We start from the raw sequence: 23,592 nt of genomic DNA on the forward strand, positions 1-23,592 counted from the left end.
CCTCAGCGGGGCGGCGCTTTTTTCTGGCTATAATGTCGGGAGCTGAAAGGAGGCTTAATAATGCCGACATTACTTGAAGAAAAAACAAGACAATTCAAGAAAAGGTCCATCATCATCACCTGCTGCCTTGTCGCGTTGTTCGTCGGCGTAGTGCCCGCCTATGCAGGCATCGGCGATATTCTCATGTCGATTTTTGGATGGCTCATCAGTACGATTTGCCAATTTGTCCTCGGCATCCTCGAAACGATTGCGGCTGTGTTCCTCACAGCCATGTCTATCGACTACGATGAGCTTCAGCAGATGCACGTCCTGAGTGCGTTCGCCAATTTTGCCCCGGTCATTCAAATCCTTTCGACAACGATTGCTGGGGTCATTTTGCTGTGGCAGCTTTTGACCGTGTTTTTCGGACCATATCTTGGAACCAAGCAAAACACTTCTACGGGCAGCATTGTTGCAAGAGCGCTTATTTTCATTCCGCTTACATTCGTTGTTCAACCTCTCGCCGAGGGTGCGCTGAGAATGTTTCAGGATGTTTATGCAAGTTTGCTGAACGATTGGTACGCTCAATCCGGTACGACGACCATTCCATCCCTTTCCGAGGCGTTTACAAACGCCTTTGGCGGGTTTGGAAACTTTTTCTCTCAAGTGGGTGCGCCTATTCCGGGCATTCTCGCAAATGAACTTGCAGAAATTGCGTCCATTCTCGTGAGCTGCGTGCTGCTTATTCTGATTATGTGGAACTACCTGAAGTTCCTTCTCGAGATGACACAGCGCTTTGTGGTAATGATTGTCTATGTGTATCTGTCCCCGTTGGCGGTAGCCTGCGGTGTCAGTCCAAGCGGCATCGAAATCGCGAAGAAGAGTCTTTCGGTATTTATTTCTTCCGGTGTATTGTGGTTACTGAACGTCTGGTGCATCGGGATTGCGTCTGGCTTGTTTGGCTCTCTGGATTATGCAACGGGCAATGCCACCAATTTCCTTGTGTGGGCACTCGTCACATATGGTTTCCTCAAAATTATCCAGCAGTTGGATGACATTTTCAATGCCGTCGGCGCCACAAACGTTAAGTTGAGCGGCGACCCGCTGTCTGACTTGCTCGGTATGGGGGCCGCGTTCCATACACTGGGAGGCGTGATTAAAAGCGGTAGGGCCGGTTTGGAAAACTTCGGCGAAAACGGCTTTTTCTCCGGAAAAGGTTCTTCTCCCAACAGCCCAGTTACTCCGAATGCGACCAGTGGCATAAAGAAACCGCCCATTGGCGATGCGCTGGTGAAAGGCGCGACTCAGGCTGCGGCCGGCGTCAAGGGCGCAATCAAAGGCGAGGTATCTCCCACAGTCGCAGCACAGATGCTCAAAAGCGGCACCAAGACAGCGGCCGGAGGCGTTGCTGGAGCCGTTACTGGAGCCGTTACTGGAAACAACATTGTTCGCGGTATCCGCAAGACGGGCGAGAACATCAGAACTCGCGTGGGCGGCGCCGTATCGGAAGCCCACACCATGCAGGACAATATGATGAAAGCGTCCATGAATGGTGCTTTGTCCCGTTCGACGGCTCAGGAACGAGCAGAGGCGATGAAAGCATTGGCGGCAGACCAGCCGCAGGTACTGAACAGCGATGCTGTAAAGGCGCATATGGGTGAAGCGATGGGCCTTGCCGAAAACCAGAAAGTCACTGGTTTGTCGGTAGATAAAGACGGTAATCTTTCCGCTACTGTGGCAACACAGACAGCTAATGGTGTCACCCTGAGCAAGGTCTCCGGGCTAAACGACATGGACACCAATGCTCCGGCACAGAATGGTCCTGCTCAGCCTACGTCGGCAACTTACTCCGCATCTCAAATTTCTGACCCCACCAGAAGCGTTGCGACAGCAACATACACTGGCGTGGATGGAAAGACCCATCAGGCCGAAGTTACACGCACGAGCGGCGAGAGCCTCGACGGCAAAACAGCGATGTTTACCGTAACATCGGATGATGGCAAAGACTCCGCTTTCAATGCTCCCGCCAATATGACGGCGGAAGAGGTTGGCGCCGTATTTACCGGCTCTGCGAGCCCTGAGACTATGGCAAAGTATCAGGCCGGAACTGACGCTTCTGACCCGAAACAATCCATGTCGGGCGCGCACACCACTCTCGGCGTGAACACTGATATCAGCGGTTCGTCCGTTGCCGGTACTCCTATCGAGAATAGCCCGGATTCGAAATTCTCTGTTGGCGGTATCACGATGGCCCGTACCGACGTTGGCGGCATGAACCAGGGCAAAGATGTCTGGACCGGTTACGATTCTCAAGGCAATTCCGTTGGCACTGTCGAAGTTCCGCAAGGGACTTCTGCACGTCAGGTGGCCGATATGGTTGTCAATGGTGGTCAAGATAAAGGTGGCCTTCGTGAATTCACAGAGGCTGCCGGAATCAGTGGCTATACCAGTTCGGATGTTTCGTTCTCTGCCCAACCGGCAAGAGTTGCCGATGCAAACAGCCCCGATACGAGCTTCTCTGTCGGCGGCGTGACAATGGCCCGTACCGATGCTGGCAGCAATGGCAGCGATGTATGGACCGGCTACAACGCGAAGGGCGAGTCCATTGGCACTGTTGAAGTTCCCCAAGGCGCTTCTGCACAGCAGGTGGCCGATATGGTGGTTAGCGGCGGTGGTAACAATGACAGCGTCCGCGAGTTTACTCAGGCCGCCGGAGTCACTGGATTTAGTCGCTCCGATGTTTCTTTCGAGGCGGCAACCCCGGCTCCTGCCGATGCAAGCAGCCCCGATACCAGCTTCTCTGTCGGCGGCGTAACAATGGCCCGTACCGATGCTGGCAGCAATGGCAGCGATGTATGGACCGGCTACAACGCGCAGGGTGAGTCCATTGGCACTGTTGAAGTTCCCCAGGGCGCTTCTGCACAGCAGGTGGCCGATATGGTCGTCAGCGGCGGCGGCGACAATGACAGTGTCCGCGAGTTTACCCAAACTGCTGGAGTTACTGGATTCAGTCGTTCCGACGTTTCTTTCGAGGCAGCAAGCCCGGCTCCTGCCGATGCAAGCAGCCCCGATACCAACTTCTCTGTTGGCGGCGTGACAATGGCCCGTACCGATGCTGGCGTCAATGGCAGCGATGTATGGACTGGTTACAATGCGCAGGGTGAGTCCGTCGGCACTATCGAAGTGCCGCAAGGGGCTTCTGCACAGCAGGTGGCCGATATGGTCGTCCACAGCCACGACAATGACAGCAGCGGGGCCCGAGAATTTGCTCAGAGCACTGGCATCAGCGCAATGGATAACCCGGACGTCACCTTCGCTCCCAATCCAGAAGTGAAGAGTGTATCCTTTGCCGGAGAGCACGACAATGGTACAAACTGGAGCCCGGAATTCAAAATGGGCTTCAGTGGAACCGGCGAGGACGCTTCTCCCGATTTCCGGTACAGCTACCAGAACGAGAACGGAGAAACTGTTGTGGCGCGAGCCGTGGTTTCCCGTCTCGACGACCTCGAAATGCCGCCTGAAAACGGAAAGGTCGGGTACATGTACACTAATAATCACGGCAACACCGGACGGATTTATCTGGACGCTAACATCACTCCTGAACAGCTCGCGGCTGCACTCGCAACCGAGAACGGCGGAGGGATTGAGGGTATCGAGGAAATTCGGAAAGAACTCGGAATCCGTGAATCCTACACTGCTGATGAGGGCAAGCAGTTCCGTAAAGCCCTTGAACTGGCTCGCAGAACCAAAAAGGGCCCGCTCAACAGTGCGGACAACCCTGTTGGTAAAGGCGAGAAAAACTAACAAAAGCGCTCCCGCTTCAGCGGGGGCGCCAAGCCGCACAAGCCTGGCAACTTCCGCGTAGTGTGCGGCGGGCACTGGACAGCACTCCTATCCAGCAATGTCAGGCAAGAATCCAACGAGAGGGGAAATGTGCTTTGCAATTCAATAAAAAGACTCAGGCAGACCAGATGCTTGAGTCAGCCGCTAAAAAAAAGGCAAAGAAAATCGGAGCAAAAGCTGGGAAGGCCGCAGGAAAAGCTGCTGGTAAAGCGGCAAAAATGGCCGCGTCAAAAATCTGGTTTGCTCTTGCAAGCGCCTTGGGTGGCCCCGTTGCCATTATCGTCATCGTCGTCGTTGCGCTTCTGTTCTGCCTCCCCTCAATGATATTCAGTTCCGCTGTTGGCATGGACAGCCAGCACCCGGATAATGAAAGTGTTATTGTTCAACAGGATGCGGCCGAATGGGAAACAAACGCTGAAGCGGCATTGACAGCAAGATACAATGATTTGTCTTCCGGGCTTTTTTGGCAGGACCTCGCGACGTTTTTCACTACTGGTAAGTGGGGAACCGCAGGGGAGACCTTTAAAACCGAATACGCCAATGCGGATGAGCTCGACGAAAATGGCAACAGCATTTCTGAAATCTATTTCAGTTCCTCGAATCGGCTCGTGGCAGTAATCAATGAGGCCTTTCGGGCATCGTTGAGAGACGATAAACAAGCCATGAAGCAGGCCAAGGCGATGGCTGAGGCGAGCAAACCGACATATGAAGACTATGTTCGCAATTCTCCAGAATATTCCCGGCCATCCGATGTTGCCGAAGGAGATTATCATATCGAATTCACGGTTCAGAAAGACCCCAACATCGAGGACCAGCAGTTTATTTATGAGAGCTGCTTACTGATTGCTGCATCGTCTGCACAAACATCGTTCGACGATGCGGCAGTGGATAAGGGCTATACTGGAGGCGAAGACAATACTGTTGGATATGCGACCAGCGTCAAGGATGCTCTGGATACTGCATTTCTCATTACGGGCCTTGATTGGTTCGGACTCGGACAGAAAATTGTCTGGCAGCCATCGGTAACACCGTCTTATTCGGTTGAAGATGAGTACGAAACCATTGGATACCGGTATTACGATGGCGATGGCTACGAAATGACAGAAGCCGAAGTCGAAGAGCATCCTGAAAACGTCGCCCGCATTGAGCCGATTGAAAAGAGGGTCCGCACGGTTTCTATTGAAATCAATTATTCTGTCGCACTCAAAAGTGATTATAAGGACATCATCTTTGAGAATTGCGGAATTGAGGACAAACCGGCTGACGCCCCTTCGTATGAGATTTCTGATAAGGATTTGGTACAGGAAAACGCAATCCAGCTCACCAAGTTTTACTCTTTTGCCGGCGGTGGCGGCGGCAGCGCTTCCATTGGCGATGTCGGGTTGCCTTTGCCGTCCGGGTCCTACACGATTGGCAGCCTGTTCGGCTGGCGCACTCTGTATGGAAGACCAGACTTCCATCAGGGACTCGACCTACCTGCGGCCGCAGGGACAAGCATCTATGCCGTTAAAGATGGTGTGTGTAGCGTAAAACCATATAGCTCAAGTTACGGCAATTACGTTACCATCGACCATGGGAACGGCTTGCAAACCCGATACGCGCACATGAGTGCAATTTTAGTCGCGGATGGACAAGAAGTAAAAGCTGGAGACTGCATCGGCCTTGTCGGCACAACGGGTAACTCTACCGGCAACCATCTGCATCTGGAAGTAATCCAGAATGGCACTCGAGTGGACCCACTTTTGACAGAACTTGGTCCCAAAATCCGTGAAGGTGCCCGTGGGTAAGCCTTTTGAGGACGTCCTCTTTCTGGGGGACGTCCTTTTTTGTGCCCAAAAGAAGGTTCGTAAGACGAATTTTTGCTTTCCTCTTATGGGTCCATAAAAAACGCAAGTCTTTTCAAGGAGATGATTCTGTGACAAATTCCAATAAACGATTGATTTTGTACGGGCTGACGGCTGTCATCATCATCATCGGCGTTATTGCCATGCTGGTTGTCGGGGGCAGAGGGGCCAAGGATGTTCCTGCACCAAGCACTTCATCCAGTTCGCAATCAGAACCTACATCTGGTTCTATGGATACGGGGCCATCCGATGAGAACGGCACATTCCATGAAATCGAATTTGGCGACGCTGAAACCATGTTAGGGCATTCCGAATATGCGAGCCTCAACATCAAGGAAGACCAGCTGAGTGTCGTTGACAGTAAGCAGCTCGTTCCTGTGCAAGGTGATAGCGGGCCCATAAAAACAGAAACCGGCCACCAGCTGTATCGCAGCCCGGTCGAAGAGGAGTTCTATGCGGGTGCTGAGGAAGGAACTGATGAACCGGCAAACTACATCATTTCCGGCTATTCACTTATGCTGGTCCAAAACGGCGTCATCGAGGACCGTGGATTTCTGCGGGAAGAGGGGACCGGTGAGCGCATTCATGTTGTGCAGAATAGTACCGCGAAGGATAACTTTCTCAAGGCTTGGAACGACGGGCAGGCCATTCTGAATGGAGACACTCAGGGCGAAAAGGGAAGCATCATCATCGACGGATGCCTAACATCATATCAGTACACTGAGAAAAACGGAGAAATCTACTTTAACCTCGCGGAAGTCGCAAATGAAATCTGTTCGATTGCTCCGTACAATGAAGAATCCGGATATGTCACTGTGTATCCCAACGAATTCTTCTCCATTCAGATTCCCACTACCGCTGCTGCGGGCATCAATCCGGAAGCCTTTAACATTGTAGGTGACACTTTCCTGTTCCGAGGCTGGAACGGTAACAATTTTGAATACCGGGCCCCGGTTCTTGACTATCTGCATCCTGAAATCAGTGCCCATAACGCAAGCCGGATGTTTGGCTGGCGATTCTACACAGATGGCGAGGTGCTCAGCATCGTTTCCGACCCATTGAATGTAAACGACAATGTGGTGATTTACGCAAACGGTGGTTCGATGGGATATCAGACTGTGCTGGAACAGGACGCCGATGGCCGGATGTGGATGCGAACCTATGCGGACGGTGTGCTGGTTGACGAGATGGAACTGACTCAGGAAATGGTAGACGCCGCTATCACGGACACCGAGCAAAGTGAGGCTCCCACCGAAACCCCGGGCGAGCCCCCCGCCGAAATCCCGAGCGAGGCCGCCACTGAATAAGAAAGGAGCGTTTTAAATATGCGATTTGGAAAAAATTTTGATTCCGACGCAGCAATGGACGATATGCGCCAGAGTATGCTGTCGAAATTTCTTGCGCGGAAGAGCGACTGGAACGATGACGATGAATCTCCTGGACGGAAAAAGATTGCGTTCATTGTCGGCGGAATTGCTCTGGCGCTGTTCTCTCTATATCTTGCCGGGTTCATTGTGATGATTCAGAAGGAATCGTTACCCTACACCATGATGCAATCGCCTCTGATGCATTTTGTGGCCGGCATTACCTCCATCCGAGGCTGGCTGTATGCTTTGGTATTCGGCGGGGTGGTGTCTGGGATTGCTTTCATCGTGCTTCGAAAAAACGGAGAACTGGACGTTATCAAGGGCAGCGACTCCCGTGGTGTTGACTATTCCAGCAAAGGCACATATGGCACAGCCGAATGGATGTCCCGCAAAGAAGCGAAAGAGGAGTACGAAATCTGCCACATCGACGACGCTCGTGGCGTTATCCTCGGTCAGTATACCGAAGGAGGCAAAGAGGTTGTTTGTTTGCCTGAGAACACCAAAGGAAACCGAAACATCCTCGTTCTCGGTTCTCCCGGTACAGGCAAATCTTTCTGCTATGTTCGTAACGCCATCTTTCAAGCGATTGTGCGTGGGGAAAGCGTAGTAATTACCGACCCAAAAGGAGAGCTGTACGAAAGCACATCTGAAAAACTCCGGCTGGAAGGCTACAAAGTGCAGGTGTTCAACCTGGTGTCTCCGCAACGGAGCGACGCATGGAACTGCATTTCCGAGATTTACGACCCCGAGACTGGAGACATTAGCGAGGTCCGCACGATGGAATTCGTGGACGCTTTGATGAAGAATACTGCTGAAGGCGGCAAGGATGACCATTTCTGGGGCACAGCGGAATCCAACCTGCTGAAAGCGGTTGTCATGTTCTGTGCGTGGCGCCGGGAAATGGCTCTGAAGGGTATCTATGAAGCTGCCGGAAAGGAAATCGCAGGCAGGGTTACTGGAAAGCTCTCGGATGAAGATATGGCTCAAGTCCTCCAGGTACTTGAATCTGACAATCCCGATTCCACAATGCGTGAGAGAGAACGCGCCATGCGAATTTTGATTCAGCTGGATACCGGAATTGAGACTGTGACAGAAACCATGAAGGGGCTGAAAGATGAGGCCCCGGATTGCGATATTGCTACGATTTGCTTTATGCTCATCACCAACGATTTGGCGGCTATGGAAGAAAAATTTAAAGCCGTCCCCCTGACACATCCCGCCGGACTCGCGTGGAGCATTTTCAAAAACGGTGGTGATAACGTCCGCCCCAACATCATCCAGGGCCTTGCCCAGCGCCTCCAGCTGTTCCAGATGCCGGACATCCAGCGCATTACAGCGAACGACGAAATCGTTCTGGAAGAGCTCGGTTCCACTAAAACGGCTCTTTTTTGTATTATCAGCGACAAGAGCACGGCCATGCGAGTCCTGACCTCTTTGTTCTTCACATTCCTTTTCAAGGACGTTTCGGATGCGGCAGACCGATTCGGTCCGCAAAACCGTCTACCGGTGAACGTGATTTGTGATGAGTTCGCCAACCTTGGCACCATCCCATCGTTTGATGTCACGATTTCTACTGTTCGGTCTCGAAAAATCAACATCTCCATCATCCTGCAATCGGTTATGCAGCTTGAAAAGAACTACATGGAGGCCCGCGAAACCATCATCAGTTGTTGTGACACAATTTTGTTCCTGGGCTGCAACGATATCGAGACGGCAAACTTCATGTCTGACTTGTCGGGCGTTGCTTCTATCCGCGTATTCTCTACCAAGGATTCCCGAAGCACTTCCCTGGGCAACCGCACTATGATGCAGGGCTATCAGATTGGTGAAGGCGACGGTAAGCGAAACCTTATGAACCCCGATGAAATCCGTCGTCTCAGCCGTGATGATGTTCTGATTTACCACAATGGACGGAACCTTCTGGAAGTCCATCGGTGTGGCTACATCGAGCACCGCTTTTATCGGGAAGGGCTACCGCCTGACGTACATCTGCGGGATTACCCGCTGGCAAGCAAACGATACAAACTCCCGAAGGATTTCCGTGATATCCGGCATGGAGATGTATCCAGTATGACAGAACGCAACCGGGACATTTCCGCAGCGATGTCGCAAAAAATCGAGCTGGAGACTGTCTCAAGTGACTCCGGTGCATTCAGTTTCTAACCACAAAGCCGTGCGTTTTTCGCACGGCTTTTTTCTTGCCGTTTCCACGTGTGACGGTGAGAGTTAGCCCTTTGTGGCATGGTGTCATGATGGCACAGACCGGTGCAACAATGCACCGTACATAGCGCATATTTGAGCGCTGTGAATAACAATTAAGGAGACAATCAAAATGGAAGAAATGAACAGAATCCCCGAAGAGGTAGTCGCTGGCAATGGTGCGATTACCGCCAATGAGGAACCTATCGAGGCCGTCGCTCAGGAGACTGACGTGGCTGTGGAGGTCCCCGAAGTTGAGCCTGTGGCTGCCGAACAGGCGGAAGAGCCGGCCGAGGAAGCTGTCGGTGATGCGGACGGCGCAGAGGGGAAATCGACTCAGACTCCCCAGCGCACTCGGACCGTGCCCCCGCAGATTCGCTTGGACCGCCGCCATATCCTGGACGATGGCAACGACCTCGTTATGGCGAACATGCCCGTTGATACCCAGCGCCGGGAAATCCGCCAGATGGAAATGGCTATCGCCGCTGGCACTGTATGCTATGGCCGTATCATCGCTGTCGAGGAAGTGGACCACAAGTATGTCCGCATTATCGTGAAGCGCGACACCCTTCGCATTGTCATCCCCGCTGAGGACTTCTTCTATCACTCCGACATGAAGGATATCGAGAAGGCCACCGATGATGAACGCTTCATCCGATATCGCCGGAAAGCGTCCCACATGCTTGAGGCGGCCGTATCCTTCCTGCCCAAGGGTATCGGCTATGATGAGGACGGTATCCCGTTCGTCATTGCCTCCCGCAAGCAGGCGATGGACAAATTGCAGGAACTGCACTTCTTCGGCCCTCGTGCGGATGTGCATGTTGGCAGCGTGGCAAAAGCCAGCATCGTATCCACTGGCCCCCGTTACGTCACTGTTGAGTGCCTGGGCATCGAATCCGTCATCGGCACCGGCGGTCTGTCCGCTTTCGCTTACATTGAGGACGCCTCGCAGGAGTTCCGTGTAGGCGAAGGCCTGATGGTCGCTGTGGAGAAGCTGGATGTTGACAAAGAGAACCGCACCATCGACATCTCTCTCTCTCACGCTCTCATCGAACGCAGCGAGGCCAAGGTGGAAATGGCAAACGAAAAGATGATGAACGGTCGTTACATCGCTTCTGTGGTAGCCGTTCTGCCGAAATACTACGTCGTCATCATCAAGGGCCTGAAGGTGCGCGGGCTCATTCCGCTGGAAAACTACAACGGCGTGGACCCGCTGCTGGTGGGCGATGACGTTGTGATGCTCGTTACGGGCATCAACAAAGAGCGCAACATGGCGATTGGCCGCTGCATCAAAGCCTGAGCGGAATCGAATCTTTTTATGCCGGCGGGACAACCCGCCGGCATATTTTTTCGCTCACTTTGTGGGAGCGCGAATCATGGCGGAAACCGTAGCCTCTTGCTACGGAGATACAAATATCAGAAAAAAGGAGGCGGGTGGGCAGAATTTCGCTTATCTGGTTCAGCGCAACCAGACGGATTCTTGCCCCTCAGTTTTTATGGAAATGCAAAAGAAATCTCTACTGGAAAAATTCCTGTCCCCGGCCAGAAATGGGGCAGAACCCCGTCTGTTCATCCTTAATGATGAAATGCTCACCGGCATCTCCTACATCCACAACGAGGAACAGAACCAGGTCGCATTTGCCGTGGTGGTAAGCGACAAAGCCGCACGGGCTCGCGCTGGAAAGACGATTTCTTCTTATTCTGGCGTATTCGAGTCTTGGGACACCGGCGATGAGGTTGTGTGCATGTATGTGCAAAACATCAGCCCTATCTATGGCTACCGGCACAGAAAAGAAAATCTCGAAAAACTCCTGCGAGATGGCATTCGGGCCGTTCACAGTTACGCAGGCGTGGAAAAGGAGGACTAAAATACGATGGCAACTCAAAAATCGTCCGGCGATGTGCCTCAGCAGACACGGATTATCCCGGAGAACTTTGTGGATACTGGCCGATGCTTCAATGGCTTGTTCCGTACCCGAAACCTGATTGAGGGCGCGGTGATGGCTTCCCCCGTTGCATATGTCACCACACACCTGGAACTCCCCATGAATCAAAAAATCGTTGTCACGGCAGTTGTGGCCGGCGGCCTGCTCTTGTTCGGCGCAACAGGTATCAACGGAGATAGTGTGGTCGAGTTTTTTTGCCACCTGTTTTCCTACCGCAAGAAAAAGCGAACGGCAAAATATAACCCCCGTGTGAAGATGGAAGCCACGCCCGGATATTTGACCCGCGAAAACGGCGAGCTGCCCCGCGACAAAATCCTCCGCCTAATTGGAGTCATCAACAGCAACGCTCAGAAGAACCGCGAGGACGTATCTTCCGACATCTACGACCCCAAGTACCAAGAGTTCTTTGCGGACGACCTCGGCTATGTCGAAACGCCTGACGCTCTCAAATCCAAAAAGGAGCTTAAACGCGAGGCCAAGGAGCGTAAACGCAAGGAAAAGCAGGCAAAAAAAGAGGCTGCTCTGGCGGCCAAGGAAGAACGGAAACGCGCAAAGGCTGAGGCGAAAAAAGAGCGCCAGGCCAATCGGCGATAAGGAGCACACATAATTATGGCTAAGAAAAAGAATATTGATAAGCAACTTTTGAACGAGCTTGAGGAAAAACAGCGAGAACTCAAGCGCGTAAAAAAGCAGCGGTCCAAAAAGGCTGAGCGAGCTCGTCGGAAGGCCGAGGAAGAGGCTCGCAAGAGACAGGAATACAAGCTGATTCAATCCACTCAGATGTCGGTTCCCATCCGGGACGTGCTCCATAGCGTTATCGTCACCAAGGATGGCCGGTATCTCAAAATCATGGAGTTCGCCCCACAGAATTTCCTGATGCTGTCGCATGCGGAACAAAACCGCATCGGTCAGGCATTTGAAGGAATGCTGCATACTATTCCCGCTAAGGTTCAATTCAAGGTATTCTCCCGCAAAGCAAAAACTGAGTCTTTGCTCGAAGTTATGCGTAAGAGCCATGAGAGCGAGAAAAATGCGCTTTGCCGCCGTATGCAGGAAGAATATATTCAGCAGGTAGAGGACACCGCTCTCCGCGAGGGCGTGACTCGGCGTTTTTTCGTTATCATCGAGTACGCCGATGAAATCGCTTCGGACGGCTCGAACTTCCGCGCAATCGTTGCATCCCTGAACCAATCCGCCGCCCGTATCCGCATGTTCCTTGACCAGGCTGGTGTCGTATTCTTGAACACCTGCGAAAATGACCACGGCGTAAACGAGCTGCTCTATGAAGTTCTGAACCGCCGGGCGTCCGAAACAGAGGTCTTCGCAAAACGCGCCGAGCGGGTCTATACCCACTATATCACCGATAGCGTACGGAGCGGGGAAGAGGCTATTCCGCCCATTCCTGCGACTGAGTTTATCGCTCCAGCGTGGATTGACTACACCCATCCCCAACACCTTGTTGTGGACAACAAATTCTACACCTTTGGGTATTTTTCCAGCGAGCGATTTCCGAACTACGTCGTTGCCGGCTGGCTGGCCGGGTTTATCAACGCCTCCGAGGGCATCGACCTGGATATCTTCATGGAGCGCGTGCCCAAACACAAAGTTGAAAATTCCATCGGTCGGCGCATCCGCAATAACCGTGCAAAGCTGAAAGAGACCAGCGATACCACCACCGAGGCGGCAAGTGTGGCAAGTCTTATCCAGTCTGGCTTCTATCTGCTGAACGGTCTGGCATCCGGCGAGGATTTCTTCTACACGGGTGTCCTCATTACTGTTACGGCCGACACTCTTACAGAGCTGGAGCGTCGCTACGATATGCTGGAACAGATGGCTCAATCGGTTGGCATCAAGCTGCGCCGTACAACCTTCCAGATGGAAGAAGCCTTTGAAAGCTCTCTGCCTTTGTGCAAGATGAGCAGAAGCATCTGGGGCAAGGCCCGCCGGAATATGTTGTCCAGTGGGGCTGCGTCGTTCTTCCCGTTTATCAGCAGCGAATTGCAGGACCCCAACGGCATCGCTCTGGGTGTCAGCCACGAGAACAACTCTATCGTAGCTGTGGATGTATTCAACACCAAAAAACACTCCAATGCTAACGGCTGTATCGTCGGCAAGTCCGGGTACGGCAAGACCTTTACTGCACAGCTGCTTGCCATCCGTATGCGTTTGCAGGACATCCAGACATTCATCATTACCCCGATGAAAGGCAAAGAGGACTATAAGCGTGCCTGCGACCAAATCGACGGCCAGTATATCGCCCTCGGCCCCGGCACCCCGTACTCCATCAATGTGTTCGATATCCATGTTCCTGACACCGAGGGGCTTGTGGACCTGGATGGGTACGGCGAGGAAACGTCTCTGCTTGCCAAAAAAGTTCAAGACCTGCATACATTTTTCCATTTGGTCGTCCGTGACCTGACGCAGGAAGAGGAACAGATGCTGGACGGCTACATCTACAAGGTGTACGAACAATTCGGTATCACCGAAGACAATGATTCTGTGTTTGTTCCCGGAACGCGCAAGTATAAGGAATTCCCCCTGCTGGGAGACCTATTCGACGCCATCAAAGATGAGCCGGTCTTGCGCAAGGTCTACAACATCCTCGTACCCCTTGTCAACGGCTCTCTTTCTGTGTACAACCGTAAGACCAATGTGAACCTGGACAACAAGTACATCGTCTTCGACATGAACGGAACCAAGGGACAGAACCTGGCCCTGTCCATGTTCGTCACGCTGGATTTCGTTTGGTCGAAAATCAAGGAGAACCGACTGGCGAAAAAGGCCGTGTTCGTGGATGAGGCATGGCAGCTTATCGGCACACAGGGCAACGAGATGGCAGCTGAATACGTCAAGGAGATTTTTAAGACCATCCGTGCGTTTGGCGGTTCCGCCTTTGTAATGACGCAGGAAATTACCGACTTCTTTGCCCTGAAAAATGGTGAATACGGCAAGGCCATCATCAGCAACTCCGACACCAAAATCTGCCTGCATCTGGATAATGTGGAGGCCGATATGATGTCCGAGATTATGAACCTGAGTGATGATGAGTACAAGAAAATCACCACTCTCCAGCGCGGCAATGGCATGGTGGCTACCGGCAACACAAAGCTGTTCGTAGATTTCAAGGCCTCGCCGTTTGAAAAGGACGTCATCACGACCGACCCCGAATACCTGCGTCGTAAGATGCGGGACGAGGCCGCTATCCGGCAGGCCGAAATGCAGACGAGCGGTTTGCTCCCCGATGCACCCGAGACTGACCCGGCAAAGCCTGAAGAGAACCGGCAGGTCGTAGACCTGGACGACTTCGAGGACGCCGACGAGATATCGCTGGCATCCGATGACATTCTCGATTTCCAGCAGGAGACCGAACCCAAACCCGAACCCGTCGTCCAAAACAGTCCCTGATTCTGCATTCCTGACGATACGAACGCCGCAAATACGCGAAACGCCCGCCACACATTGGCTTTTCCTTTCGCTGAACGAACGTGAAAAAAGAATTAGAAAATTCTAAAATCGGACACAAAGTTCCGAGAAAATATCTCGTTCGTTTAAGTGGAAGTTTTTTGCACATCGAACGCTGATATGTGGCGGGCCAGCGCGTATTCTCTGGGATTTCCGTACGAAAACTTTTTACGAACCGATTGGAGGTTTCACGATGTATAACGAAGTAATCAAAAAGCTCTTGCAGAAAATTGAAGCTCTGCCTGAAAAGCTGGTGGTCATGTACCTGATGAAGGTCTATAAACTCTCTCAGCCTATGGCTTTGCAAGCTGTATATGCGGCATACAAAAGCCGCGTCGCATACCAGAAAGGCGGGTACGCCGTCCGCAACCCTCATGTGGAAATCAACAGTGCCCTGCGCCATAAGGGCACCGCTTTCCGCGTGCTGCTGGAATTTCTCCCGGAAAGCCAGGAGTTTATTTGTACCCCCAGCCCCTGGATTCTCAGCTTTATGAAGGGGAACCTTTATATTCAGGTTTGCCGCATTGAGAACGGGATGGAGCTGTCTACCAGCATGATGATTGCTGCAAAGCCTGTGCCCCTGGAAGACCGTCCATCCATTAAGCGTATTGCCATTGTCGAGCCGGGCTGCCGTCTGGAGCAAATCAAGGCGGCCGGAATCTCCCATTTTTGTACGGTTGATGAGGATTTCAAGCTGCAAATCGTCAAAAAAACCAATCCTGAAGAGGCATGGAACGATGTCCCGGAGAAGGCGTAACGAGTGGGAAAACAGCGACTATGAGGGGATTTTCGAGGGCCTTTCATCCGCAAGGGTGGAAGCCCCTCCCCTCGAACCGCCGTCCCCAAATCGCAAAAACAGCCATATCCTGCCCGGATGGCAGTACCTCGACAGCACTGATTTTCTGAAAAAACGAGCTTGTAGGCTGGTCCAGCTCACAGAAGATTTACCGCAGAGTCAGCCATTGGAAAACATTCCGGACAAGAAATTATATGCCCTGCTTGAACAGATAACACAGGCCGACATGGCCGTCCGAAATGCCATCCTTGGCGCCCTGGATTCCAAGCGACCAGAACGGCGAAAACGCTATGTGGAGCGGCTGAATATCCATGTTTCTCAGCCGAAAAATTGCATTCTAAGGCTGACTTTGCCCCCACTGGCATCCGCCAAATTTGCTGGAAGTTACGATATCTACCAGAACACAAAACTGGCTCTTGAGGAGTATTTTTCAACTCGGAATGTACCTGATTTGACCGGACAAAAACTTACCCTTATTTATAAGCGGGTTGTCAAAAATATCCGTTCAAACGCCGTCTGCGATAACGACAACTGGGAGATGAAACGGGTCACAAATGCGATTACGGAGACCTTGTTTTACTCAGATAACGCAGCGCATTTTTCTTTTTTTTACACGACCGTGGAAGGACCTATTGCCGGCACTGAGGCGACCGTAATTCGGGAGACGAACCTGATGGATTTTGCCGGTTATCTGACCGAGCCCGGCCTGCAAATTGGTCTCGATTCATAGCTGCGCAGCATAAACGACAGGTATACTTTTTCACGTTAAATTTCAGAACGGGAAAAATTATACCTGTTTTTAAAGAAAAACCCAGATTTTATGCGAGTTTTCGGGCGCAAAAATGCTCAGCTTTGCCGAATTAGGGTTTGAACTTGCCGCTCGGCACGTCCAATAACACTCGGAAAGAACAAATTACCGACCGGTCTCCGTTCATAAAAACGACGCAGGAACTTCTTCCAAAAGCAGTGGTTTATAGTAGAGCGGACCAGCCCGCCAAGGGGAATTATTAGAGAAAAATTGATTCCGTACAACGGCCAATATATATTGCCGCAAAAGCGCGAAAGCGCCAAAAGAAGCGTTCTCTAATAACATCCCTTAGTCCGAATCCAGAAATCCGCGTCCAAATAAAGAATCAACCGGGGAAGGGAAGAGCTCCACATGAATATTCGAACAAAAACACTGGCGAGCGACATTCTCTCGTATCTGAACGAGAATGGCGAAGTGGTGCGAAAGAATCTGTATGTGCCATTTTCTGAATACGCATATCAGTATTATGCACGCACACTGAGACGGCTCATTGACGAGGGATACGTTGAAACAAAAAGAGTGAGTTTAAACAGCGTAACGACCACCCGTGTATCCCTCACAAAAAAGGGACAAGAGTTTTTGAGAGACTCCGCAGGAGACACGCCGAACAAGAAAAAGGACTCCAAAACAAGACCCCGGAGGCAGCAGCTCGTTGTGCCTGTTACAGGGTTGTGTGCGGCAAACGGGTTCCTCGTTTCTCCTGATGAAAAGCCGAGACTTGAATCGCTGTTTCCGCCCCAAAGAGCCGCCGGGGAGACACGGGGAAGTTTGAGAGGGCCAAACGAGAGACACCCCGAGGTTCAAGAGGGACAAGTAGAGGCCCAAAAGGATTTTTTTGATGCCTGTCTCGAAACCGGCATCTTTTATTCTTCTACTGAACTCAGAAAAGCCTACCTCGCGATTTTCGCCAAAAACGAAGTGATGAATCTGTCGCGCTTGGTTGGCATCCTCCTGTTCAGAGGAAGCCTCAAGTATGTGTACAGCGTGGGCGAAGTTCTCATCGAGTGGCGTTCCTCGTGCGAAGAGAAAACGGTGAAGGCAATTCAGCGGTTCCTGTTCGCATCCCCTATCATTCGCGATTCTCTCAACATCGAAGAAAAAGATACGCCGGAATGTATCGTGGTGGGGAAAGGAATGACGATGATTCCGAAACTTGTGTACGGTAGACGTTGGGGAAGAACTCAGGAACAAGACGTGCATGAAAAACTGAAATCCGTTCTTGCGGTGAACCATGCAAACGCCCACAACTTCGCCAAGGTGTTCAGCGCAGCGTACTATGTCTCGAATGACAAAAGAGGAATCGAGAGTTTTCGCCTTGCCGCCATGATGACAAGAGAACGTTCAGAGGAACTTTGTGATAAGTGGTACGGTGAAGTCCCCAGCGTCACCCGGGTGCGAGCGTTTGGCTATCATCTGGGATTGACCAGTAAGCGGGAGCGGGTAACGTACATGCCCAACATCGACCTAATTGAACTGGAGTATTACAAGAAACAGGGAGAGCCAATGCATTTTGTCATCCCAATGGGCACCCAGGAAGCAATCTCTCGCGTAATGGGTCCCCTGTTGCTCTCGGCGCAAAGCCTGAAAGGGAACCGGTTAAAATACAATCCCTATGACAAACACGGAGCACCGGTAAAAGCGCAGCCGGAGGCTAATGGAGAATAAGCCCAGCTGGCGCATCACAAAAGGGCACCGGAGAAAATTCAGGGATTCGCGGAGACAACAGGAGTTTCTTCTGAGGATAATTGGGCACCCGGCGGAAGGCCAAGAGGCATCAAGAGAATCCCAAAGGTTCTTTTTGGGGAACCCGAGAAAACAGGCCCTTGAATTCCTCTGGAAGATTTTGGGCACCCAGATGTCTTAAAGAGATTTTCAAAATACCTCCTGCACTTTCAAAATCTTCCATCAAAAATCGAAACTACACTTTCAATATTTACACCATTTTTTGCAAGTTTGCCCATTTTTGCAAAAACACTTTTAAAATCGAAGCAAAAATGAAATCGTTGTAGCAAAGGAGAACTACCCATGTTTGATGAAAGCGAGTACCCCAAATATCTGCGGCCAGAAGTAACCGCCGAATTGAAGCGCCGGAGTGTTCAGTGTTATCCGAGCTTGGCACCCCTGTTTTGTCCTGAAAACCCTCACGCCGCCTTCGCTTATGTGGACAGCAGTCGGTTGGAATATGGCGTATGCGGAATCGAGATGCCACTGGAAACGCCACTGGATGAGTTTACGGCCAATGTGGCCGTGCTCCATGAGATAGGACACATTGTATCCGAGCAAAAGAGAATCCCGCGTTCTGTATGGCACAAGGAAATCGCCGCATGGAAGTGCGCAGAAAAAATCCGGGATTCCATCGGTTTTCCTCAAGGCGACCCGAGGACAGGGAACACCTGGGATGAAGCGAAGCGATTCGCCCTTTCTACCTACGAGCCACTCAGAATCCGCTTTGTCACAGATGTGCTGCCGTTCATTCGCAATTTTATTGTGGGCGCTGCGGTAACATTTCTGCTTCACAGCCTTGTGTTCAATCTGGTATTTCTTGCGTATGGACATCCGGCCACTATTCTACCGGACTTGATGCGGGCATCTTGGCGCTCCTTCGCCATTGCAGCAACAGGAGTCGGCCTATCCATAGCTGTTGTATCCCGAGCGGCCTGGCGAATTTATGAAAAATGGACGGGACGGAAACTTGAAGTGCAGAATTCGCAAAGCGAATCCGAGAATTAGCCTGTTGGAGAAAGGGGAAAGCGTGTATGCTTGCAATCAGAAAGTGTCGAATGTGCGGTGAGCCATTTGATGCTGTGGTGGGCCAAGATAAGGCCTTTATGTGCCCTACATGCAGGGACCTGGCAGCCGGCATAATCACCGTAGAGAGTGAGCTTGCCGCATACAGAGACTTTGAGAGTGATTTCGATTTGGGGCGAAGCAGGGAACCCGATGGCATAGGAAACAGTGCCGAGCCTACCACCCTTGGAGACCGGATAGAGAAGACCTCCGATGATAGCTGGGCACCCCGCCAACGAGAGGAGATGCTGCGAGCGGCATTCGAAAGTCTTGGCGGTACATATGAGGAGACCGGAAGGAAGACCTCGGGGAGCGGAAGGGTTGCCGAAAATAAGCGCCGCGAGAGCGCAGCCGCGCGTTCTGCTGCGAAGCCGGCTATCAGGGGTGACGATAGAGCTGCGTGCATCTCCATGGAGACAGATGCTGCCGCCTATGCAGACGCTCACAAGGAGGGCCGTAATAAAGAGGCTGATTTCTTCCTCTCTGTGGACAAAAGTGTAGTCCATGCGCTTATTCACGCGAAGGTTGGCGAAAGCGCCAGAAAGCCCAACAGGCCCAACAGGCCCAATAAATCCCAAAGCGGCCCCGACGAGTCACACGATGTTCTGATGCAGCTTATCGGCAATACGGGTGACACGAAACAGACAGATGAAAGGGGGATGGCCTCAGATAGCCAGAGCGGCGTATCGCCAGAATCTGGGCGCGGCTCGAAGAAACCACGAAAGCTATCTTGTACCAGTACGGATTCCAGGGCTCCAACATGGGCAAAAAAGCGCCAAGCAGACATCGACGCGGCGTTCAGCACACTAAGGGGGTCAGAGACACTATCTTTGCTTCGTGACCACCAACGCGGAACGCTGGTGAAATCTGGAAGCATGATTTACGCCGGCGGGAAAGGAATTCTGCCACCGGATGAAATTGACCCAGACGTTCTGGATTTTGCCAGCACAATCCCTATCCCGGACGAAAAAGGTGAGCCCGGGCCCGGGCCTTTTCTTCCACAAGAAGAAATTAACAGGATATTCGATGAAGTCTTCGCAAACGACTCCGAAACCATCGAATTCTTAGACGAAACTTTATACGACACAGACGAAGTTGATTAAAACCACCAAATCCGATTTTAATTATGGAAAATTTACCTATAAACCAGAAACAACTTAATTAAAAACGTAAAGTTTGATTTTAACAGTCTGTCTTTGTGCTGATGTTTCGGTACAAGAATACTGAAAAAATCAGTACAAAAACGCGGGCGAATCAGTACAAGCACAATATCCAGAAGCTATCATTTACCCGGCCAGGCAAAGAGAGAATGCAAAGAATAGAAAGGAGTCAACCTGATAATGTGCTCTAACCCAATTAGCCCATACGACAACGCATACCCTCCATACCTCTGGCCTCAAGTCGCTGCCGTGCTTGAAGCGCAAGGATTACCATACCTCCCCAGCATGGCCCCAATTTTTGTCCCAAACGACCCCTTCGCAGCCTTCCATTATTCCGACGGCCGGCATAGCCTGAATGGACAAAGAGGTATCGAGATGCCTTGGCAAACAGGGCTTGATAGCTACACAGCCAATGTACTCATCCTACATGAGATTTGCATGGCAGCACTTGGTCGGAAGAAACGCTTCTGCTCTGCATGGAAAAGGGAAGTGGACGCATGGGAACAAGCGCGGGAAATTCGAGACAACATCGAGTTCCCGAAGACCGACCCGGCTACCGGGGAGACCTGGAGTACCGTGGAAGATTTGTTCCTTATTTCTCACGCTTCCTTGAAAATTCTCCGGGAAGATTTGACGCCGATTGCCGACCAGTGCAAAACGTCGGCGAAATCCGCAGCAACCATACAGCCGGCTGTCTTCCTCCTGATGCTGATTGCAGCAAAAGAGATTTCACTCTCGCTGGTCTTGGTTTTCTTAGGCCTTTTTGCCGGTCTGGAAATAGTCGCCCTTTTGGGCACGATTGCTTTTTCCGAGCAAGCAAACAAGGTCCTCTCAAAATGGCATGGCCGACGTTTTTGGGATGAAATCCAAACAGCTAACACCCACCCCGAAAAGTAACATATAATGTTCCCATCAAAGAATAGAACGCGAATCCTGAGCTACGAAAATAGCGCGGGGCTCGCGTTTTTTCTTTGTAATTACATACAAAGGAGATTTTTCACTATGGAAAAAACAGACATCTATGCAATCGCCCTCCGGTCGGAACAGACTGCCATCGGGCTGGAAAAGGAAGTAAGCGCTTCTCTGAATCAGCATCCTTCCGTCAGCGAAAACACCGTATTCGATGAGAACATGAGTGTCAAATGGAACCGGGAAGAGGCCCGTTTGCGCAACGAGCTTAATGCGCACCGAATCGCCGGGATGCATGAGAAAATCCGTGCGCTCAAGGAAAACCTGGACCGCGCCATGAAAGCCTGGCTTATCCCCAAGTTCCTCCTGTCGGAGAAGGAAGTGAATCTGGCCCTGCGGTACGCTAAGGACTGCACTTCGCCCCTGACCAAGGAATATGTGGACATGGCCGAGCGTTTCTGTGCTATGCTGAACGACGCTCACAGCCTGGCATCCTGAGTACATAACAGAGGAGATGATTTTTACTATGAATCAGAATTTTGAACCTTACAAATCCCTGACTCCCGGCAAAAAGGTCGTTGAATTGCGGAAACTGGCAAACGACTTCGGCAAACAGCCGAGCGATGTGGACACCTTCCTGGCAGGCCTCGTAGATTCCTGCGATTGCCAGAGCGGGTTTGCCGATGCCGTCCTCAAGATTTTCGAAAAGGCGTGGAAGCAGGCTGACCTGAAAGGCATGGAGATGTACATGAACCTGTTTCGGGCGTTCACCGGCCTCGAATTCAGCGATTTCCTCAATTCCGCCTACATAATGGCTACGATAAGAGCTCAAGAACGTGCTGCGGAGGACCCGAAAGAATGGGCCCGTGTCGGCAAGAGTCGCGCAATAGACCAGAAAGATGGCTGGTTTTCCTCCCATTGGAAATCCGGCTTCACTACGACATCTCCTTGCCGAGTGGATGTTCGGACCCGACAGGTCATTGCCATCGTGCCCTTCGACAGTTCCTGTGAAAAGGACCTGCGCGGCCTGTGGTGGACCGCAGACTATGAGACGGTAGAGGCAAACGGCGAACAGCATGCCGTCCAGAATATCGACATCATTACCAGCCAGAACGCCCCTGCCGATGTATACCGGGAACTCCTGGCGATGGAGAAAGCCAAGGCGTATTGGTATTCCGCATCCGGCCTCGACTTCTACGAAGAGCTCATTAAGGCCCATGAGACTATACAAATTGTGCCTGAAAGCGAGGAGTCGGATGAAGCTCCCGCCGGGACGACCACATGGTATATTCCTGCCACATGGTCAATGTCTGGATATGTCCAGGTACAGGCTGAGAGCGCCAAAGAAGCTGTCCGTACTGCTCAGGAGCATGTGGACGAATTTGATTTGCCCCAAAATGCTCAATATGTCGAGGATTCCTTCGACATTGACGAAGTTGCCCAGCCGATTCCCGAAATTGTTCTGAAGGATGCAGGAGAAAACAATCGCCCCATTCTGCCCAGAGATTCCGGTGATATCGTCACTGGCCTATTCGTCAGCCACTGGAACTCTGGAACTCAAGTTGTAGCCCCCTGTGACGTAAACCTGAAGAGCCGTGAAATCAACAACATTTGTGCATGGTTTGGGCCTGCTGAAGATGAAAGTGACCAGTTCATTCGCGAAACCGTAACAGTCAACGGACAGGAGTATCCCGTCCAAAACATCGACGACCTTGTGGTCGGTCTTGAGCCAGCAGAGGCCTACGAAAGTCTGGTTCGTATCAAAGAAAACCCCTCTCCCCAATTTTGGTACTCTCTTAATGGCCGGAGTCTGGAGGGGGAAATCGCCAAAACGAAAAACGCCGCTGAGGCAGATTCCGAAGACGATTCAGACACTGAAATCGTCCATGGACTGTTTACATCCCGTTGGGACGATGGCTCCGTGATTGTCACAGGTTGTAAGGTGGACATCCAGAGCCGACGGATAGTCGAAATCGAGCCTTCCAGCGATTCTTGCGAGGACGGTTCTCTGCTTTACGAGACTGTGACTATACACGGCGAAGAAAATCCGGCGCGAAATCTCGATGATATAGTAGGAATAGAGGGCGCGAAAGAGGTATACAATGAGCTTCTGCGCATGAAGGGAAACTTGGAGTTTTGGTATTCCTGGTCCGGCCTCAATTTCTACGAGGAATTGGTCAAGGCCCACATTGCTGCTTGCCCGCTGTATCTTTGTGACGGATACTGCGACGAAGTAACCGTGTCCGTTAAGGATTCCGAGTCTCGATTCTTCGAGTACCGTACAGATGAAGACGAGGTTTACTCACTTCACCGTCCAGATGATGACTGGGGCGAACGGGTCAGCGGCATCCTTGCGGATTCGGTTCGGCTTTTCGCCAAAAATCAAATGCAACTGAACCCGGGCCGCTGGACAAGCCCTGTGAATCCCGAAAACTGACCAATTTCATCCCGAAAACAAGCCCCACAGGGATTTCTCTCTGTGGGGCATTTTG

16 protein-coding genes are annotated in these 23,592 nt (G+C 51.7%); all 16 read left to right on the forward strand.

What is annotated here, in order from left to right; genetic code table 11:
- Positions 1 to 60: 60 nt before the first annotated feature.
- The 16 genes from ACKTS9_RS00840 to ACKTS9_RS00915 all read left to right on the forward strand — a co-directional run bounded on the left by ACKTS9_RS00840 (position 61) and on the right by ACKTS9_RS00915 (position 23,537).
- Positions 61 to 3,783: a hypothetical protein gene (locus tag ACKTS9_RS00840; RefSeq protein ID WP_407878350.1), complete on the forward strand. Its 3,723-nt coding sequence runs from the start codon at positions 61 to 63 to the stop codon at positions 3,781 to 3,783.
- A gap of 134 nt (positions 3,784 to 3,917) precedes the next feature.
- Positions 3,918 to 5,609, forward strand: a complete 1,692-nt coding sequence (locus tag ACKTS9_RS00845; RefSeq protein ID WP_407878354.1) for a M23 family metallopeptidase — start codon at positions 3,918 to 3,920, stop codon at positions 5,607 to 5,609.
- Between the two features lie 128 nt (positions 5,610 to 5,737).
- Positions 5,738 to 6,973, forward strand: coding sequence for a hypothetical protein (locus ACKTS9_RS00850; RefSeq protein WP_407878359.1), 1,236 nt, complete (start codon positions 5,738 to 5,740; stop codon positions 6,971 to 6,973).
- A gap of 18 nt (positions 6,974 to 6,991) precedes the next feature.
- A complete protein-coding gene (locus tag ACKTS9_RS00855; RefSeq protein ID WP_407878361.1) occupies positions 6,992 to 9,196 on the forward strand; it encodes a VirD4-like conjugal transfer protein, CD1115 family in 2,205 nt (734 codons plus the stop codon).
- Positions 9,197 to 9,365: 169 nt separating this feature from the next.
- A complete protein-coding gene (locus ACKTS9_RS00860; RefSeq protein WP_407878364.1) occupies positions 9,366 to 10,532 on the forward strand; it encodes a hypothetical protein in 1,167 nt (388 codons plus the stop codon).
- 76 nt (positions 10,533 to 10,608) lie between these two features.
- Positions 10,609 to 11,100 carry a hypothetical protein gene (locus ACKTS9_RS00865; RefSeq protein WP_407878366.1) on the forward strand — a complete coding sequence of 164 codons (492 nt, stop codon included), beginning with the start codon at positions 10,609 to 10,611 and terminating at the stop codon, positions 11,098 to 11,100.
- Positions 11,101 to 11,106: 6 nt separating this feature from the next.
- Entirely contained in the window at positions 11,107 to 11,772 is a 666-nt protein-coding gene (locus ACKTS9_RS00870; protein ID WP_087290392.1) for a hypothetical protein, read from the forward strand.
- A 15-nt stretch (positions 11,773 to 11,787) separates the two neighbouring features.
- Entirely contained in the window at positions 11,788 to 14,583 is a 2,796-nt protein-coding gene (locus ACKTS9_RS00875; RefSeq protein ID WP_407878369.1) for a PrgI family protein, read from the forward strand.
- A 250-nt stretch (positions 14,584 to 14,833) separates the two neighbouring features.
- Positions 14,834 to 15,397 carry a DUF5697 family protein gene (locus ACKTS9_RS00880; RefSeq protein ID WP_087290388.1) on the forward strand — a complete coding sequence of 188 codons (564 nt, stop codon included), beginning with the start codon at positions 14,834 to 14,836 and terminating at the stop codon, positions 15,395 to 15,397.
- Positions 15,378 to 16,166, forward strand: coding sequence for a hypothetical protein (locus ACKTS9_RS00885; protein ID WP_407878371.1), 789 nt, complete (start codon positions 15,378 to 15,380; stop codon positions 16,164 to 16,166). Before ACKTS9_RS00880 ends, ACKTS9_RS00885 begins: the two co-directional genes overlap by 20 nt.
- A gap of 429 nt (positions 16,167 to 16,595) precedes the next feature.
- On the forward strand, positions 16,596 to 17,909 hold the full coding sequence (locus ACKTS9_RS00890; RefSeq protein WP_407878373.1) for a hypothetical protein: 1,314 nt from the start codon (positions 16,596 to 16,598) through the stop codon (positions 17,907 to 17,909).
- Positions 17,910 to 18,269: 360 nt separating this feature from the next.
- Positions 18,270 to 18,974, forward strand: a complete 705-nt coding sequence (locus ACKTS9_RS00895) for a hypothetical protein (RefSeq protein ID WP_407878376.1) — start codon at positions 18,270 to 18,272, stop codon at positions 18,972 to 18,974.
- 26 nt (positions 18,975 to 19,000) lie between these two features.
- Complete coding sequence (locus ACKTS9_RS00900; RefSeq protein WP_407878378.1) at positions 19,001 to 20,134, forward strand: hypothetical protein; 1,134 nt, start codon at positions 19,001 to 19,003, stop codon at positions 20,132 to 20,134.
- Positions 20,135 to 20,566: 432 nt separating this feature from the next.
- Positions 20,567 to 21,088, forward strand: a complete 522-nt coding sequence (locus ACKTS9_RS00905) for a hypothetical protein (protein ID WP_407878380.1) — start codon at positions 20,567 to 20,569, stop codon at positions 21,086 to 21,088.
- Positions 21,089 to 21,193: 105 nt separating this feature from the next.
- Positions 21,194 to 21,598: a hypothetical protein gene (locus tag ACKTS9_RS00910; RefSeq protein ID WP_407878382.1), complete on the forward strand. Its 405-nt coding sequence runs from the start codon at positions 21,194 to 21,196 to the stop codon at positions 21,596 to 21,598.
- Positions 21,599 to 21,614: 16 nt separating this feature from the next.
- The gene (locus ACKTS9_RS00915) at positions 21,615 to 23,537 is read left to right on the forward strand and encodes a hypothetical protein (RefSeq protein WP_407878384.1); all 1,923 of its coding nucleotides are present in this window, start codon (positions 21,615 to 21,617) and stop codon (positions 23,535 to 23,537) included.
- Positions 23,538 to 23,592 lie beyond the last annotated feature (55 nt).

It is taken from the genome of Owariibacterium komagatae (assembly GCF_045865535.1).
GTDB classification, from domain to species: Bacteria; Bacillota; Clostridia; order Oscillospirales; family Ruminococcaceae; genus Ruthenibacterium; species Ruthenibacterium komagatae.